This window comes from Microcoleus sp. PH2017_34_RAT_O_A (assembly GCF_020737885.1).
GTDB lineage: Bacteria > Cyanobacteriota > Cyanobacteriia > Cyanobacteriales > Microcoleaceae > Microcoleus.
Genome location: NZ_JAEQDD010000120.1, coordinates 1 through 14,735, shown reverse-complemented (window position 1 = coordinate 14,735; position 14,735 = coordinate 1). Strand labels below are relative to the sequence as shown.

Genomic DNA, 14,735 nt, shown 5'->3' with positions numbered 1-14,735 from the left:
AATCTCCACATCCGAGGCTTCTGCGGTGTCTACAGTCGCGTCAAGTGCTGTGTCTACAATCTCCACATCCGAGGCTTCTGCGGTGTCTACAGTCGCGTCTACAATGTTTACACCCAATGCTTTGACCGTATTGTCTGGTAAGAAGTCGGTGTGTGCTGCGGACTCCAAGAGCGAGGGTGAGGAAGCTGCACTCACCATTGTTTGGATTTCTAATTCTGCCTCTGCCAATTGTTCTCGCAGCCGCTGGTTTTCCTCTGTTAATAAAGATGTGTTACCGCCGGCAGGTGTGGACAGAAACTCGAAGTGCAAAACCCAAACTAATTTGTCTTGCCCCTCGAAATATGTGTCAATAAATTCTTGTGCTGTCGCAACCATGCCACCTTCTTCTTGCAAATCGATGGGTGACATTTCTGACAGGTACTGTTGGTATGGGCGCTGAGTGAGTCTGATAAATCCTAGTTCGTGTCCGCCACGGTGGCGGCCCTTATTTAGTGCTGGGATGGCAATATTTTTGTCGAAATATCTAATGAAGTTTTTGGCGTAATCATCTTGCCACGCACGCCGAGTTTGCGTTTTTTTGCCGGAAGTCAACTCGTTTATTGTCAAGGCAAAGCTTATTCCCATGGCCTTGGGCTTGGACGCTTGGGGAAATAATTGATTCAGACTGGCTATCAAATCAGCAGCGAATTCCTTACCTTCATCCTCTGGGAGTTCGATCGCCTGCGCGAGTGCTAGTGTCTTCAATCGTGCCGGATTTGTAAGGCTTTCGAGTAAATCGCCCGCGAATTTATCTTCCCATTCCCTCATGAATTCAGTTGGGCTTTGTTCGTGGGAGTGAGGTTTTAGAGCTAAGCCCTGTGGCCATGTATCGCTGTATATTGTGTCTTCTTGCGGGAAATAATAATATCTGTTTTTCCCGGCTTCCCACACCAATTCCGATTCCCAGTTAGCCTCTTCTTGTTCGCGTCGAATCAACTCCATCTCTGCATAGGCGATAGTAAATAGCTCATCTTCCCCGTCCACTGTGACAAGTGCTTGGCATTCATCTTTCCATTTGTGAATAATTCCTTTTTTGCCTTCTAGCCCCTTGGCAAAAATCAACACTCTATCGCCCTTGCTGGCAGTGATTTCGTTCAGTGGAGTGGTAGGCTTTTCCGCTTTCGTTAGTATTCTCAGGTCACTGGCGCCAAGTGGTTTTGGGTAGACTCCTCCGCTGTAAAGTGCGACGTGAATCTTGCCTAATTTGTCTACTTTTTTGACTAATCCTCTGTCGCTTTTTACGTCTTTTGTCTCGACTATCTCGACTGGCACGCCCTTCGTAAAGCCTAAGCTTTGAATTGCGGCTTTGTAATCCTGACTGCGCTTACCGGATATCTCAAATACTGCTATTTCTAAATGTTTTTTAGTAGCCTTTTTACCTTCCGCTGCCGCTAAATTTTTTGCATATTCGATCGCTTTAAGTTTATTGCCGATATCTGGAATTTCTTTTAGGGGGCGAAGGCAAGCGCTGGGGATATTTAAGGTGATCGGTTCGTCGTATTGTTTGGCAATTTCAGCCTCTAATCGTGCTACTACTTTCGCGTCCTCAATCAATCTGTAAGCACTGGAACTTGACTTGCCAAATTCAGTTTTGCAGTAGCTTTCAAAGGTTCTGTACCCGAGGGCTTTGTAGGCTTTTCGATCTCTTGCTTCTATGAGCATTGAACCCAGGCTGTCAAAGTTACCCTTGATATCCTGCGTGATTGAATCTGCCTCTGCTCTCCCCATTTCGGTGATGCGTGCTGGTCGATCGACAGTTGTAATTGTCATGTTAAAGCCTCCATTTTATCGATAATTCATCTGTCTGGACGATTAAAGGATGCCTCTTTAATGCCCAGCGACTTGATATCCAGCCCCATGAACGTATTTTTCTTGTCCCTGATATAACCCATCTGACAAATAGGAAATCCCCACAAATTTCCTCTATAAATCCTATCTTTTTTGTTTTATTGACCAGCATTGATACTGATTCGCCGACGGCAAATACTGTTCCAGTCGTCATACTTCCTCTTGTGAATCGGATCGTCCTCTGTTGCTGTTAGTCGATCTTGATTTTGTACAAATAGTAGATATCTTCTTCTAGTTGTTCCATTGGTTATGGGTTGTTGGTTATTAGTAATTAGGAAAGGCGATCGCACCGACTAGAGTGCGATCGCACGCCATGCTGTTTGGCACTACGCTTCAAGTTCAAAGTTATCTTGCAGAATATCCCCGGCTAATTCGGCCAGTGCCGACGGGGAAAGGGCTTTCAATAATTCCATTGCTTCCGCGACAGGTGTCGCAAATTCGCCGTGACGCGGCTTGATTTCTATCAATTGCGCGGAGGTTTGGTCGATGCGGTGATAGGCGGCTAAGCCCACTGCCATTCTTTCGTTCCAGGCGAGCTTTTCTAGCGTGAGAAAAAGTAAGCCGAGAGTGGTTCTATCTCGCACAAGGATCTTGACCAATTCGTCGTCTATGTCGTAGGTGCTTTTGAAAGTGTCTAGTGGGTTGACTTGACTCATTTGATTTCCCATACGTCTCCGAAATTTGTTACTTTTCCTGCTGCCTGTAACTCGCGTAGGCGGCACATGGTTGTTCCTGTGGAATAGAATCCGGGCATCTTGAGAGAGATTCTGTGGGCTGTTTTAGGGCCGTCTTTGAGGATTTCTAAGATGTCGTTTCTTCTGGTTTCGTTGATTGCTATGTGGCTGGCAATGGTTCGGCCTGTGTTCATGGGTTTACTTGCTTGATGGGGTGAGGGAAAGGCGATCGCACGTCCTGCCGCGCGATCGCCGGCGAATGATAGGAAGGAAGTTTATAGGCAGTCCAGGTATTAGGTCATAGGCATCACCTCTGCTTTTGTGGAATCCCTGCGACCGCTTCCCGGTGGTGGCGGTGTGTCGGGGGTGTTCGTCGCTAATCGCCCACTGAAAATCAGGGCTACTGATACCGCAATGGCACGTGACCCGATCGATAAAGTCCGCATTTTCACGGAATTCCTTTCTAAAAGGCAGAGTTTGTCTACGTGAAAAGACGTAGGTTAACTTGTTTGTGCTGTGGAGTTGCCGGAACCGACCGCTTCTTGTCGCTCATGCTCATCAGGTCTTACAGAGCTAGTTGCCAAAGACGGTTTGCTTGCTGGAAACTCTTATATTTGTAGTAAGCAGGCCGTAGACGCTAATCACCAGCCTGCTTACTTTTTGTGGTCGAACACCAGCCTCAAAAAACTTGTTCTCTCAAACTTGCTTTTAAAAGCTAGTTCTTATATACTATGGTAAGTCAACTAAAAAATCAAGCAAATCTTCTAACACCTGTGTGGATTCGCAAAAGAGCCAACAAAACTCAAAGGCAAATAGCCGTCGAGTTAGGTATTACTGAGTCTGTTATCAGTAAATGGGAGCGAGGTATTACCGTGCCTAGTCCCTCTCTGACTGATATTCCTAGGTATTGCCAGGCATATGATTGCACTCTTGAAGAGCTGATTGAGGCGTTCAGTAATATAAGTCGCAAACCCGCCTAACGGAACCTTGAAAATTAAATAGTTAAGCCTCCCCAGGTAGTTTCTGGGGAGGCTTGATCACAGTCTATTGTTTTGTCTAGCACCGTTGTCTAGTGCGACCGAAACGAGTTCAGGAATGTCTGCGTGTTCTGATTGTAAGGACTCACAACCCCCATCATGTACAGGCGATCTCTCACCATCACCTTTCGGAACGTCATCTTGAGCGGTTTAGACCTGTGTTGCAAGTTAACCTCTATTCCTGGGTTTCCGTTTAGACCAAAGTGTCTTTGTGAAACGATCGAAAACTGTTCCCCAAAGGTAGTTCCTGAATTCCATTGCTTGCTGACAACTTCCGTCATAAGAGCCTGTTTGCGATCGGGGCTAATGAATTCGGAGTTTTCAATTGTCTTGTACCCAAAAGTGTAAAATTCGTCTTTTTGCTCGATCGAGTACATCACGCCGTCAGCATCTGTCACTTGCTTAACTTTGTGTGGTGGCACTATTATCGAAAACCGCCCATTTTGGTCATAAAAATCGTTCCATCCCTGCTGCCCAGGCTCGGAAGTGGAACTGAAGGACTGCCGGGGTTGCTGGTATATCTGAACCAGTCGAGGCGCTGTCCCTGTGGTAGTTGGTACAAGATACTGCGTCCGACTTCCCGCCAAGTGATTCTCTAGATTCCGCGCCATCCGGCTGAGCTGTTCCGGCCGCCCGATGAAGTAGCCCAACGCTACCCATCCCGCCACCCCTAGCCATTTGCGCCATTCGATTCGTCTCTTGAAGTTCATATTAAAACCCAGGTATTAGTTTCTGGATTTTATAGCGATTTCAGCCACCAGCGGAACCGCGCAACCACGCAAATAACGCAGGTTTACGAAAAATGTCCCAAAGGTGGGACATTTTTCGTGAACCTTTCTCAATCAAGGTTTCGCTCTCTCGGTGGCGGCAATGATTTTTACTGCGGCCGTGGCGAAAATAATCAGGCATTTCCTCGATGCTGAAATAGCAAAAGCTCTGTTTTTCAAGCTCTTGCTCCAGTTTTTTAGCCTTGTCTGAAAAGAATGATTCATACAAAAATGTCCCAAAAATGGGACATTTTTGATAACCAAGCTTATTGACAATTAGATACTGAGGCTCGCTACACGCCTCTCCAGACTTGCGGGTGACACCGCAAGATTAACGCTCTAACCAAGCACACGGGCGATCGCTCTGGGTAGATCCGGCGATCGCCCTTCCTTTCCCAGCTACTGACAATCATACCCTATGCCTAAAATCAAGCTCAAAAAATACGAGCAGGCTCTTGCTCTCCTCCCAGGATGCAAGGGCTTGGATCGGATCCATCAATCCTTTATGCCAATCTCAAGACTCTCGGTTATCGGTGGAGTGGTAGCGATCGTAAGTGGTTGCTGAAGTGATGCCATGGCAGACCTACCCAACCACCCCCGCTTCTTCGACGACGACAGCGAATACCTCGATCTGGGTTCCGGCGAGCCCGCCGCCAAGCGATACCTGCGGTTGATTTGTTCTGCTGATTATCGATCGAACCCCTTAAATTGCGTTCGGGGCGATCGGCGGACTTCTGAAGATTTGTCGCTGCCACCTAATTTGCTCACGGAAGGGAGGAGATTGACTCCAGCGCTCAAGCTCAAGATTCGGGGAGCTTTGGCTGTTTGCCCTTTACATTCTACTTTCCGGATTCGCGTTTATCAGCTATTTCGCCTAGTCCAGTTTTTCGGCTGGCGGTACAACTACAAATCAAATTGTTGGGAGGCACAAGAATTATGAAGCTCAAAGTTAGTATCCCAGTAGTCAAGGAAGTTTCAAACTCATCCTCATGGGAGAAGTATAGAACGGATGGAACGTTGGAAATTGAATTTGACGGTGAAATTGACGAGCGACAGGTCAACGCCTTGCTCCGGAGGCTAGATGCTCAATTTTTGTTGATCGAAGACAGCCAAGCGATCGGTGAAAACATTGGCAAACTAGAAAGAAATCTAGCTGATACTAAAGATCGGCTAAAGATAGCTCGCGCCCAACTTGATCGGCTCGCTCAATTCCTTGAAGGTTGCGGAGTGAATCCCCGAAGTAATGTTTTGCAATTCGATGAAAGGCTGAAATTGCGATCGGCGGGAACGGGGGAATCTGGCAACACTGAAAATGACAACGAGGAATGTGACGAACCTATAGAGGAGGATGACTGATTTTGATCCTATTCCTTTTTAACGCAGTGGCGCATACATGAGCCAGTCCGAAGCAACGAGTAAATCCCCCTATCTATTCAGCCATGAACACTGAAAATAACGATCATCAATCCACTGTTACCGACATCCTGGAATCCCGTTTCGGAAAATCATTAGAGGGTGCGAGTTTGGAAGATAAGCTGTCATTACTGGAAGCTACCGCTTGCTCGTTGAGGGTTGATATGACTTTCGCGTCAGCACTTGAAATTGTTTGTTCAATGGACGACTCAACCCTCGAATCCGTCTCTCTACTTGACATGGATGATTCGGTTGATTTCGAGAATGTCAATGAAGGGTTGCGTATTATGGCGCTGCTGACCGAGGGTATTGCCGAAGATTATTCAGTTTTAGCCGCTAAAGAAAGATTAGCCGATTAAAAGATTAAAATGCCCCTGCGCTGATATCAACAGCCAGGGGCCGACCACCTTAGTTTTTGCGGGCAAGATGATATGTCTATAATAACAACACACCGACACATTGATCCGAAAACTTTCCGAGATTTGACAAAGTGGTCACTTTACAAGATTGCCAGAGAAACTGATATTCCCCTTCAAAGCTTGTACTGCTATCTGAAAGACGAATCCGACCCCAAGTACAGGGAGCCAAAACCCTACATAAAGAGGCTCCTAGGGGAGATTTATTCTCACCTGCCTGTACCACCTGGTTCGTGATTTATTTCCCGACCTCCTCCTTCTTGGAGGGGGTCTTTTTTTTGTGAAATTGAATCGATTTGGGTTGTTTTTGGGCAGTGCCCAATAATTAGGCTCTGCCTAGTACCTTGATGTTTCGCCAGCCGCTATTGTTGGATTATCGATTCAAATCGATTCTGATTTGATTCGTATCGATTCGCGAATTGATTCGCATTTATGGCAGGAAGCATGACTACCGAAAGTGTTGAAATTGTTGACGTTGAGGCTGTGTCCGAGATGCCGAGTTGGACTGAATCGATTCAAGAGGAAGGGGATTGGCTCAAGCCTTCCGAAGCTCAATATCAGGCGATGTTAGATAAGTCTGGTTTCCAAAGAGCTATCTCTGAGTTGACCGGGAAATACAATTGCCCCGTCGATCTCTTAAGGCGTGGGGAAGCGCGAAGAACCGAATACTCGGGATTTGCCGTTTCTCTCGTCAAGGCTTTGCGATCGGGTGACAAGAAATCTCTTGAAGCTTTGCTCAATTTTGCGGATTCCGGAGAAACCAGCAGTGCTCTAACTATTGCCAGTAAGAACAATCAATTAGCTCAGCAGTGCGACAAGGCTGCGGATGAAAACTTTAAGTCCGCGAAGGCTAACTTGAACAGTGGCATGGCTAACTGGAGGATGCTTGGTGGCAGTTTGGCGAAGAAGGTTGCCAAGGAAATTAAGGCGGGTTTCGCCGAGGAGTTCAATGCAGAGATGCGGGAATTGGGTGTGCAAGCCCAAGATGTTTTCGAGGTGGATTGAATATGAAAACTCCTCAGTGGACGGTCAAAGTGTCTCGCAAATACAATCCCGATCGAACGGTGGTTGCATACGGCGAATCGGCGCCGGCAGTCGAGGCTAATGTCATCAAATCTCTCCGAGAAGATTATGGGATTTGGGACGCTAGGGCGATCGAGGTAATTGGTCAAGTAAAAAGTTTGAGAGGGTAGTTATGAAAGAACCAAATGACAGCCAAATTGAACGTATGGTCGTCGGTGCAGTCTGTGTGAGCGGGCTTGCAATTTTTGCTATTGGATATGATGCCGGTTTTGGGCAAGGGCTTCGGCAACAAAAGTCTCCAACAGTGATTTTCGGCACTCAAATTATTAACAACAGTGTCAATTATTGGTCGCCAGATGCTGGGACGGTCTCAAATAGCGAGCAGCCAAAACAAGAATCCACTTCGGATAAGTAGGGGCTAAGTTGCGATGCGAAAAATGTAGTTTCAAATGTTTGCGGTGTGGTCGCTGCCAGTGTGCTAGGGCGATCGAGGTAGTTAGTCAAATTCAAGGTTTAAGAGCTCAATTGGCAAAAGAGGAGGAACAATAATGCTTTCAAGGGTTGTAGGTCATAATCCTATGTCGCCGGTTCTCCGACAAAACTTAGGCGATATCGGTCTCGCCAAGGTAGCGAATTGCACGGATGAAGAAGTTCACGAAAGTTCGGTTAATAAGAAGAAGTGGCAGCAGCAAGCCCGACGCTCAAAGATTTATGTTGCGAATCAAAAGGCGATTTTGGATTGCATCAAAAGGATCGAAGAGCTTGCGCTGGAGCTTCTTGAATACGGATTTGATACAGATGAAAAAATAACGGGGCTTGTTGCCAAGGGCATTGAAGGGGGAGCCAAATATAAGGCTGCGGTACTTTACCGCAAGGAGCAAGCAAGGCTTTCTGTACTCAAAACCGAGGCTCAATTTGCTGCCGACATGGGATTCGCGCAAGCGAAGACAGGCGGAGAAATCGGCTTGATAGCCGATCGCTACGGCATTGATATCAAGTTTCTCCAAGCTGGCTTTAAAACTCAGTCGGCCGCCTTAGAACCACAGCTTAAAGCCAGTGCGGATGCCAAAAATCAAGAGGCGATCGCCCGCCAGCAGCAAGAAGCTTACTGGAAAGGCGAAACCACTACTTCTGGAGGCCAAAAAACTTTGAGTGGCGGCTTGTTTGGCTCGATTTCTAAATCTTTGGCTGGATGGTTTAAAGTATGAAGTTTCCATTTTTTAGAGATCGCGATCGCGAAAAGCTTGAGGCTTATCGCAGAGTCTTGGAAGCTTACGCTGACCCAAATAACTGGTCAAATGTCAGTTGTTTTGGACACATTAAACGCCGACGGTGGTGCGGTGGCAACGACGGCATGGATTTAGCTAAAAAAGTATTGGAGCAAGATGATGGACGGAACTCTTGAAGGGTACGCAGCTTACGAGGACTGGGAGGCTCGGCAACCGAAACTACAGGTTGCCGAGCCGGGAGAAAAGCGGATCGCATTTTCTCGGAATGCTTACAGAGTAGCTCATTTTGGCTTGATAGCCAGTGGCACTGCATCCGCGGTACTTATTTTTAGAATGATTCCCTGGTTGTCGTTTGGCAGTTTTGCTATCCGAATAATTGCGACCGCGGTGGTTGGCAAGGAGGCTCTTTTTGGCGCGGACGACGATCGTCCTGGATATCAGGCGGCTGCCACCGCGATCGCTCTCGGCTCTGCGGCCGGTGAGTGGGATGCAATTTTGGCAATCTTTGGTGCTGTTGGTGACTTCCTCTCTTTGTACGGGGGGTCGATCGTGGTTGGGTTGTTGATGGTGTGTGTCCTTGTGGCGTGGCTGTGGGGAGGTCGCAATGTCTCGACTTAAGATTTCACTTGCTCTGCTTGCTGGTTGCGCTGGCTTTGTTCTTGCCGGCGCAAGCCTTCCGGTTGACACCCAACTAACGATTCGCACCAAACTTGGCAAGCGAACTTATCCTCACTGGTTAGTCCAGCCCGATAGCAAGATTGTCAAAACTGAGGGCGCTTCCGGCTTGATTCGGCTGCTTGGTGGGTTAGCTAGCTTCGCTAGCTTTGGGGCTGCTCTACACTTCGCTGGCAGTGACGAACGCGAACAGCGGCTATTTTGGGCTGGACAGGTTGCCAGCGACGATATCCAGCAAAAAGAAAATCAGACAACGGCCGAAATCGGTGCAGGGGTTCGCCTCAAAAAATTACAACTTGAGGCGCAGGCAGATATCGATCTTTTTACTTTGCAGCTTCAGCAAAAATTCAAGGAGGCGATCGGATTTACTCCAGTGCCATCCCAGCCAGCGTTACCTCACGGTAAGCCGGGAACACTGGATGACATTACAAATCCAGGTGACAAAATTGATGTCGGAGAACAAGTTAAAAGTGCGATCGAACCCGGTGATTCCCTGACTCAATCTTTGCTGAAAAGCCAAATCAGTAGCGCAGTTTTTGCGGGATTTTTGAAACTTATTGGAACCCCTGGATCGGGAAAGACTACCCTGACGAGCGCGTTGATTCGTTGTCGCATCAGTCGAGGACATCGATTGATAATTATAAACTCCCACAAGCGTAAATCAATGTACCGAGGAATTGAAAAATTCCTCATCAAAGGGACGAAGATTTACGGTATTGGTTTGGGTGACAAGGAACGGGCGAAAAGCTTGCTGGATGGCTTGAATAAAATTCTTGAGATTTTATCCAAGCGATACGATGAATATCAGAATGATGATGAGGGAACTTACCATCATTTTCCTATCACCTTACTCCTTGAGGAGATAGGTGAGTGGCAGCCTCTTTTGGCTTTAATCTTGCCGCCTACTGAGGTTGAAAATATCTTGCAAACTTTTTGGCTAAAGCTTTTTATAGCGGCCAGGAAGGGAAAGGTTTTTCCTCTTGTTACAGCTCAGACTGATACTCAGGCAATGTTCAAGGCGAAAAATTTGTCGGAATTGTTTAAACAGTCCGGTGCTATTACCTTGTTGCTGACCGCCGTACCAGATAAGGACTCTGAAGACGGGTGGAAGCCTTCGGGGCAAGGCAAACTTAAATCACCCAATTCTGTACCAATTGATGTTTCTATTCCTGATGCACGATCGCTGATTGACGATGTGGATCATTTTGGGGATTGCGAAATATTTCTCGAATCATTTGCTACAGATTATCCCACTGAGTCAGTGGTGGAGATTCCACCAGTCTCCACCACCTCTCCACCGCCTCTCCACCAACCTATTCACCACCTGGAATCCTTGCTGCACCGGAAATACAACGCAGTCAACCCGATTCCGGAAAATTGGGAGTTTCCTGATCCAACGCAGTCATTGACCCCCGAAGTGCGTGCGGTGGTGGTTGCCTGTAAGCGTAGCGGGCTATCTCAGAATGCTGCTATTTTGGCGATATGGGGGGTTGCTAAATCTGGTAGCGATAAGCGCTACGAGTCTGCTAGAAATCACTATCAATCCGTAGTTATTTAGGGAGGCAAATAACAAATGGAAGAAGGGTCGTTGACAAAAGATATTCAATGCCCGCAATGTGGATCGGTGGATATTAAGTTCGACAAAGATTATGGATTTTACACCTGTAATGCTTGTGATCATGCTTGGGCTTATTCCAAGGATGACCCAGATTTTGATGAGCTTGATGAAGATATTGACTTAAATTAACAGCGTAATTGCAAGGTCGCTCCTTGTTTCTTTATGTTTGAGCGAAAGTTGAAATGGGGTATCCAAAGATATTTGAACCCGGTCACGACGAGGGGTTCAAGGAGTTCAGCCAAAACAATGATTATGAGATTGCTGAATGATGCGTCTGCAACAGATTTAATGTTGGTTCCTGGAATTCTGAAAGAATTTGAGGAGTTGCCTGCATGGCTTAAATTGCGATTCCAAAAAGGTTCCCTTTATCAAGACGAGGATCGAGTTTTTGGGTGGTGTAGGGATGATCAAATTCAGGCAGTTGAGTTGCCTGTGTACTTGGATATGTTTTCTTACGACAATGGAAATGAGAATCGCATTGTTAAATATATTAGGGTTGGTGTATCAGACGAAGAAGGTTTTGCCCCCGCTATTGATTTACCTTTTGATGGAGTTCGTGTTGAAGTCCCTGTTGCCCCTGGTTATGATTTTGACTATACTTTTTTCACCATGTGGGAGCACGGCTGGGCGTCACCTTGCGAAATTCAATGGAGCTGGTTTGAGAGACCTCGTTGCTCGGATCTAGATGGGTATGTGGTAGAACGATCGATCATTCCTCATGGCTTTTGGAAAGCTTGGGAATGGTATCCAGATTGCTGGCGGGATTACTACGACAAACGTCCTGAGCTTTTTGAGGATGCTGAGTGGTGGGGTACCCCGATGCCGATTCGTCACGAGCCACCGAATGACCCCTATGCAGCGGTACTGGGTGGAGCAAATAAGCACGACGTTGAAATATTTTTTCTTGACTCTTGACTTTTCGGTCAGGGTGAGATAGATTTTTTGTTGTGCAGGGACAGTTGAAAGCAGGCGAACACTTGATCTGGAAGTGTCGCCCTGTCACGGCGGAAGTTGCGGGTTCGAGCCCCGTCTGTCCCGTTCTCTCGAAAGTTTAGGGTTGTAATAAACTTTTTTCTGGATTAAGCAGGAGGCAAACATGACTGCGACGCTCATTCATCCCTCTCCAGAAAAAACCACACAACGGGTGGTACTATCTAGTATCAGTTGGCAGACTTACCAAAGCTTGTTAGCAGAAGCTGGAGACAACAGGTCTTCGCGGTTTTCATATTTTCAAGAAGTATTAGAAATTATCATGCCATCAGATTTGCATGAAACTGTTAATTGTTTGCTAAAACAGTTTGTGACTACTTTAAGCGATGAATTAAAGTTGAAACGTAAGGGATTTGGTTCGACAACTCTCAATCGTGAAGATTTAAAACAAGGTGCCGAACCAGATTCCTGTTTTTATATCCAAAATGTCGATCGCATTCGTGGCAGAAAAATTAACTTATCAATTGACCCGCCACCAGATTTAATCATTGAAGTCGATCTTACCAGTCCATCTACTAATCGCTTTAGTATTTACAAAAACCTGGGAGTTCCTGAAATTTGGAGATATCTCGGAGAGACTGTACAATTTTTTCAATTTCAGAACGGAGAATATGTAATCTGTGAATGTAGTGCCACTTTTCCGATTGTTTCTTCAGAAATAATCACTCAATTTTTGCAGATGGCCGAGACGGAGGATGATATGACTATAATTGACGCTTTGCGAGTATGGGTGAGGGAGCAGTTGCGATCGCCCGAAAATGAATAATACTTAACTTAATTTAACTAATTCCTTTCTCCCACGGACGATCGACTCAAAGGTGTGGGATAATAAACGGTCGGAATATCTGATATGTCAAAACCAGGGCGATCGGCACTAGGATCGGAATAGCCACTAGCAGTCCCCATTTACCAAACTTAAGTTTTTGACCGTCCGATTTGAACAGGAAAGTCACAGCGACAATTCCCATGAGTACCCAAAGACCACCGAAGCCCATGAAGACTGTATATCCTGCGTCTTCCATTTTTCCCCCTGCTTTTAGTAGCAATCAATCTTTAATCTTAGTTGCAGTTTGTTTCTGTTGAAATCTGCAAATCGGTCGATCGCACTTACTCAATTTAACTCTATTCCAACTTTGCCCGACAGCGACCTTCAATTTCGCACTCGATCCGCGCAGTTCGATCGCTCATAATACTTGCTAAGTCCGGTCTTCCCGTCAAAGGCAGCCGCCAATCAGCCCAAATTCCGTACAGCCAATTCGCGATCGCCCCAACAATCGGCAACTTAGTCACAGCATAGACCCAACCAATCCCCAAAATCTCGTAGATCCGCCGAAATACCTCAACATTTTTAATTGCCGTACCGTCGGGTAACACCGCGTGAATCCGGCCCATCGCCGTTTCGTAGTCGATTCCGCCGTGGGCTTGGGGGTTGTAGTCATCCTCCGCAATATCCACAAACGACACCAAACCTCGGCCCGCGTCCCGCTTTTTCAAGAAATTGACCTCCCGCACGCACAGCGGACATTCACCGTCGTACAAAAGCTCAATCTGCCAAGATGGCTTAATTTCAACAGATTCGGGAAATTCAGTTTTAGCAGTAGACATAGGGAAATTTATTTTAATGGCGATCGCACACAAACATTTTACCTGAAGACGAGCGGAAAGCCGCTGACTTCAGGCTCAGGCATGGGGATGAACGCGGCCCAGACTTGAGTCGCAAGAGAAACGATTACCAGGCTGTTTCTCGCAGTCAAATTTATAAACTAGCACGCTTATTTTATCAAAAAATGATATCATAGATTCATGTTAACAGTAACTCACGAGTACAAACTTCGACCTAATAAACACCAAGTCGAAATATTTGAGACTTGGTTAAACGTTTGTCGTCAGGTATATAACTATGCCTTGAGAGAACGGAAGGATTGGGTAAATTCTCGCAAGTCTCCTGTTAATGCTTGTTCGATAGTTGGTGAATATATCATCTCACCAGACACACCTAGACCTACCTATGCTAGTCAGTGTAAAAATCTAGCAAGAGCTAAGAAGATTTATTCCGAATTAAAGGTTCCGCATTCGCAAGTGTTGCAGCAAACATTAAAGGTGTTAGAATCGGCATTTGTGGCAATGTGGGATCGAGGACATGGTTTTCCACGCTTTAAAAAAAGGCTGCGCTCGTTTGTGTTTCCGGCTGTCAAAGATGCAGCAGTGGAGAATGGACGGGTTAATCTGCCAAAAATTGGTTGGGTCAGGTTGAAGATGTCTAGGCCTGTACCAGAGGGTTTTCTCCTGGCGCAAATTAGAGTAGTTAAAAAGGCTTCTGGTTATTTTGTAATGCTGACTTATCGGTTAGCGGTAAATATACCGGACATTCTCCCGTCGGGACATCATCTAGGTGTGGATATCGGACTAGATAAATACTTGGCAACCTCTGATGGAGAATTGGTAAATCGACCGAGATTCTTTAATGCACTTCACCGCGAGTTGAAATTACTGCAACGAAGATTAAAGCATAAGAGAAAAGGGTCTAATAACTGGCTAAAGCTTCAAAGAAAAATTTCTCAAATTTATCAAAGAATTAGCGATACTCGAAAGGATTGGCATTATAAATTAGCTCATCGGCTGTGCGACCAAGCGTCCATGATATTTGTTGAAAATATCAATTTTAAGGCTTGGGCTAAGGGGTTGTTTGGTAAACATACTTTAGATGCAGCTTATGGTCAATTTTTTTCCATCCTGTCTCATGTGTGCTGGAAGCGTGGGGTGTATTTTGCCCAAGTAGACAAGAACTATACCAGTCAAACCTGCCCTAATTGTGGAACCTTGACTGGTAAGAAAAGCCTAGATGTCAGGGTTCATTCTTGCCCTGAATGTGGGTATACGACCCACAGAGATGTAGCAGCAGCACAGGTCATGAACCCCATCCCTAAAGGGAGGGGCTTGTAGACTGTCCGACTCTTCGAGCGGGATGCAAGCCACAACATGACCAGCCTCAGACGCAACAAACGT

22 protein-coding genes and 1 tRNA gene are annotated in these 14,735 nt (G+C 46.3%); 16 read left to right on the top strand and 7 right to left on the bottom strand.

Annotated features, from left to right (window positions below):
• The 3 genes from JGK11_RS29020 to JGK11_RS29010 all read right to left on the bottom strand — a co-directional run.
• Nucleotides 1-1,809 (bottom strand): hypothetical protein (locus JGK11_RS29020; protein WP_293213914.1); only part of this gene is annotated, 1,809 nt, incomplete at its 3' end.
• A 404-nt stretch (nucleotides 1,810-2,213) separates the two neighbouring features.
• A complete protein-coding gene (locus JGK11_RS29015; RefSeq protein WP_293213912.1) occupies nucleotides 2,214-2,543 on the bottom strand; it encodes a hypothetical protein in 330 nt (109 codons plus the stop codon).
• A complete protein-coding gene (locus tag JGK11_RS29010) occupies nucleotides 2,540-2,755 on the bottom strand; it encodes a hypothetical protein (protein ID WP_293213910.1) in 216 nt (71 codons plus the stop codon). The genes JGK11_RS29015 and JGK11_RS29010 overlap by 4 nt, the downstream gene beginning before the upstream one ends.
• 537 nt (nucleotides 2,756-3,292) lie before the next feature.
• On the opposite strand from JGK11_RS29010, the gene JGK11_RS32970 reads away from it, so the two are divergent.
• Nucleotides 3,293-3,541, top strand: a complete 249-nt coding sequence (locus JGK11_RS32970; RefSeq protein ID WP_366026233.1) for a helix-turn-helix transcriptional regulator — start codon at nucleotides 3,293-3,295, stop codon at nucleotides 3,539-3,541.
• An 89-nt stretch (nucleotides 3,542-3,630) separates the two neighbouring features.
• On the opposite strand, the gene JGK11_RS29005 is transcribed toward JGK11_RS32970, so the two are convergent.
• The gene (locus tag JGK11_RS29005) at nucleotides 3,631-4,308 is read right to left on the bottom strand and encodes a hypothetical protein (RefSeq protein WP_293179459.1); all 678 of its coding nucleotides are present in this window, start codon (nucleotides 4,306-4,308) and stop codon (nucleotides 3,631-3,633) included.
• A 40-nt stretch (nucleotides 4,309-4,348) separates the two neighbouring features.
• On the bottom strand, nucleotides 4,349-4,594 hold the full coding sequence (locus tag JGK11_RS29000) for a hypothetical protein (RefSeq protein ID WP_293179462.1): 246 nt from the start codon (nucleotides 4,592-4,594) through the stop codon (nucleotides 4,349-4,351).
• A 345-nt stretch (nucleotides 4,595-4,939) separates the two neighbouring features.
• Between JGK11_RS29000 and JGK11_RS28995 the strand changes: the two genes are divergently transcribed.
• The 14 genes from JGK11_RS28995 (at nucleotide 4,940) to JGK11_RS28930 (ending at nucleotide 12,495) form a co-directional block, all read left to right on the top strand.
• Nucleotides 4,940-5,305 (top strand): hypothetical protein, encoded by a 366-nt coding sequence (locus JGK11_RS28995; RefSeq protein WP_293179465.1) that lies wholly within the window; start codon nucleotides 4,940-4,942, stop codon nucleotides 5,303-5,305.
• Entirely contained in the window at nucleotides 5,302-5,721 is a 420-nt protein-coding gene (locus JGK11_RS28990) for a hypothetical protein (protein ID WP_293179468.1), read from the top strand. Before JGK11_RS28995 ends, JGK11_RS28990 begins: the two co-directional genes overlap by 4 nt.
• A gap of 83 nt (nucleotides 5,722-5,804) precedes the next feature.
• Entirely contained in the window at nucleotides 5,805-6,137 is a 333-nt protein-coding gene (locus JGK11_RS28985; protein WP_293179471.1) for a hypothetical protein, read from the top strand.
• 501 nt (nucleotides 6,138-6,638) lie between these two features.
• Complete coding sequence (locus JGK11_RS28980; protein ID WP_293179474.1) at nucleotides 6,639-7,199, top strand: hypothetical protein; 561 nt, start codon at nucleotides 6,639-6,641, stop codon at nucleotides 7,197-7,199.
• Nucleotides 7,200-7,201: 2 nt separating this feature from the next.
• On the top strand, nucleotides 7,202-7,387 hold the full coding sequence (locus JGK11_RS28975; RefSeq protein ID WP_293179477.1) for a hypothetical protein: 186 nt from the start codon (nucleotides 7,202-7,204) through the stop codon (nucleotides 7,385-7,387).
• Between the two features lie 2 nt (nucleotides 7,388-7,389).
• Entirely contained in the window at nucleotides 7,390-7,632 is a 243-nt protein-coding gene (locus tag JGK11_RS28970) for a hypothetical protein (protein WP_293179480.1), read from the top strand.
• A 133-nt stretch (nucleotides 7,633-7,765) separates the two neighbouring features.
• Complete coding sequence (locus JGK11_RS28965; protein WP_293213908.1) at nucleotides 7,766-8,425, top strand: hypothetical protein; 660 nt, start codon at nucleotides 7,766-7,768, stop codon at nucleotides 8,423-8,425.
• Complete coding sequence (locus JGK11_RS28960) at nucleotides 8,422-8,622, top strand: hypothetical protein (RefSeq protein ID WP_293179486.1); 201 nt, start codon at nucleotides 8,422-8,424, stop codon at nucleotides 8,620-8,622. Before JGK11_RS28965 ends, JGK11_RS28960 begins: the two co-directional genes overlap by 4 nt.
• A complete protein-coding gene (locus JGK11_RS28955; RefSeq protein ID WP_293179489.1) occupies nucleotides 8,606-9,064 on the top strand; it encodes a hypothetical protein in 459 nt (152 codons plus the stop codon). Before JGK11_RS28960 ends, JGK11_RS28955 begins: the two co-directional genes overlap by 17 nt.
• On the top strand, nucleotides 9,051-10,679 hold the full coding sequence (locus JGK11_RS28950; RefSeq protein WP_293213905.1) for a hypothetical protein: 1,629 nt from the start codon (nucleotides 9,051-9,053) through the stop codon (nucleotides 10,677-10,679). Before JGK11_RS28955 ends, JGK11_RS28950 begins: the two co-directional genes overlap by 14 nt.
• Before the next feature lie 15 nt (nucleotides 10,680-10,694).
• A complete protein-coding gene (locus tag JGK11_RS28945; protein ID WP_293213903.1) occupies nucleotides 10,695-10,868 on the top strand; it encodes a hypothetical protein in 174 nt (57 codons plus the stop codon).
• 123 nt (nucleotides 10,869-10,991) lie between these two features.
• Entirely contained in the window at nucleotides 10,992-11,654 is a 663-nt protein-coding gene (locus JGK11_RS28940; protein WP_293213901.1) for a hypothetical protein, read from the top strand.
• 37 nt (nucleotides 11,655-11,691) lie between these two features.
• A tRNA-OTHER gene (locus JGK11_RS28935) sits at nucleotides 11,692-11,777 on the top strand.
• A 58-nt stretch (nucleotides 11,778-11,835) separates the two neighbouring features.
• Complete coding sequence (locus tag JGK11_RS28930) at nucleotides 11,836-12,495, top strand: Uma2 family endonuclease (RefSeq protein ID WP_293179502.1); 660 nt, start codon at nucleotides 11,836-11,838, stop codon at nucleotides 12,493-12,495.
• 46 nt (nucleotides 12,496-12,541) lie between these two features.
• Here JGK11_RS28930 and JGK11_RS28925 read toward each other — a convergent pair whose 3' ends face one another.
• Nucleotides 12,542-12,751, bottom strand: a complete 210-nt coding sequence (locus JGK11_RS28925; protein WP_293191312.1) for a hypothetical protein — start codon at nucleotides 12,749-12,751, stop codon at nucleotides 12,542-12,544.
• A gap of 100 nt (nucleotides 12,752-12,851) precedes the next feature.
• Nucleotides 12,852-13,334, bottom strand: a complete 483-nt coding sequence (locus JGK11_RS28920) for a DUF393 domain-containing protein (RefSeq protein WP_293179508.1) — start codon at nucleotides 13,332-13,334, stop codon at nucleotides 12,852-12,854.
• Between the two features lie 198 nt (nucleotides 13,335-13,532).
• Here JGK11_RS28920 and JGK11_RS28915 point away from each other — a divergent pair, with 198 nt between their 5' ends.
• On the top strand, nucleotides 13,533-14,672 hold the full coding sequence (locus JGK11_RS28915; RefSeq protein ID WP_293213899.1) for a transposase: 1,140 nt from the start codon (nucleotides 13,533-13,535) through the stop codon (nucleotides 14,670-14,672).
• The last annotated feature ends 63 nt before the right edge of the window (nucleotides 14,673-14,735 follow it).

What these genes read in the sequence shown, in the direction of transcription:
- JGK11_RS29015 (WP_293213912.1), bottom strand. Translation starts at nt 2,543, where the DNA reads ATGAGTCAAGTCAACCCACTAGACACTTTCAAAAGCACCTACGACATA.
- JGK11_RS29010 (WP_293213910.1), bottom strand. Translation starts at nt 2,755, where the DNA reads ATGAACACAGGCCGAACCATTGCCAGCCACATAGCAATCAACGAAACC.
- JGK11_RS32970 (WP_366026233.1), top strand. Translation starts at nt 3,293, where the DNA reads ATGGTAAGTCAACTAAAAAATCAAGCAAATCTTCTAACACCTGTGTGG.
- JGK11_RS29005 (WP_293179459.1), bottom strand. Translation starts at nt 4,308, where the DNA reads ATGAACTTCAAGAGACGAATCGAATGGCGCAAATGGCTAGGGGTGGCG.
- JGK11_RS28995 (WP_293179465.1), top strand. Translation starts at nt 4,940, where the DNA reads ATGGCAGACCTACCCAACCACCCCCGCTTCTTCGACGACGACAGCGAA.
- JGK11_RS28990 (WP_293179468.1), top strand. Translation starts at nt 5,302, where the DNA reads ATGAAGCTCAAAGTTAGTATCCCAGTAGTCAAGGAAGTTTCAAACTCA.
- JGK11_RS28985 (WP_293179471.1), top strand. Translation starts at nt 5,805, where the DNA reads ATGAACACTGAAAATAACGATCATCAATCCACTGTTACCGACATCCTG.
- JGK11_RS28980 (WP_293179474.1), top strand. Translation starts at nt 6,639, where the DNA reads ATGACTACCGAAAGTGTTGAAATTGTTGACGTTGAGGCTGTGTCCGAG.
- JGK11_RS28975 (WP_293179477.1), top strand. Translation starts at nt 7,202, where the DNA reads ATGAAAACTCCTCAGTGGACGGTCAAAGTGTCTCGCAAATACAATCCC.
- JGK11_RS28970 (WP_293179480.1), top strand. Translation starts at nt 7,390, where the DNA reads ATGAAAGAACCAAATGACAGCCAAATTGAACGTATGGTCGTCGGTGCA.
- JGK11_RS28965 (WP_293213908.1), top strand. Translation starts at nt 7,766, where the DNA reads ATGCTTTCAAGGGTTGTAGGTCATAATCCTATGTCGCCGGTTCTCCGA.
- JGK11_RS28960 (WP_293179486.1), top strand. Translation starts at nt 8,422, where the DNA reads ATGAAGTTTCCATTTTTTAGAGATCGCGATCGCGAAAAGCTTGAGGCT.
- JGK11_RS28955 (WP_293179489.1), top strand. Translation starts at nt 8,606, where the DNA reads ATGGACGGAACTCTTGAAGGGTACGCAGCTTACGAGGACTGGGAGGCT.
- JGK11_RS28950 (WP_293213905.1), top strand. Translation starts at nt 9,051, where the DNA reads ATGTCTCGACTTAAGATTTCACTTGCTCTGCTTGCTGGTTGCGCTGGC.
- JGK11_RS28945 (WP_293213903.1), top strand. Translation starts at nt 10,695, where the DNA reads ATGGAAGAAGGGTCGTTGACAAAAGATATTCAATGCCCGCAATGTGGA.
- JGK11_RS28940 (WP_293213901.1), top strand. Translation starts at nt 10,992, where the DNA reads ATGAGATTGCTGAATGATGCGTCTGCAACAGATTTAATGTTGGTTCCT.
- JGK11_RS28930 (WP_293179502.1), top strand. Translation starts at nt 11,836, where the DNA reads ATGACTGCGACGCTCATTCATCCCTCTCCAGAAAAAACCACACAACGG.
- JGK11_RS28925 (WP_293191312.1), bottom strand. Translation starts at nt 12,751, where the DNA reads ATGGAAGACGCAGGATATACAGTCTTCATGGGCTTCGGTGGTCTTTGG.
- JGK11_RS28920 (WP_293179508.1), bottom strand. Translation starts at nt 13,334, where the DNA reads ATGTCTACTGCTAAAACTGAATTTCCCGAATCTGTTGAAATTAAGCCA.
- JGK11_RS28915 (WP_293213899.1), top strand. Translation starts at nt 13,533, where the DNA reads ATGTTAACAGTAACTCACGAGTACAAACTTCGACCTAATAAACACCAA.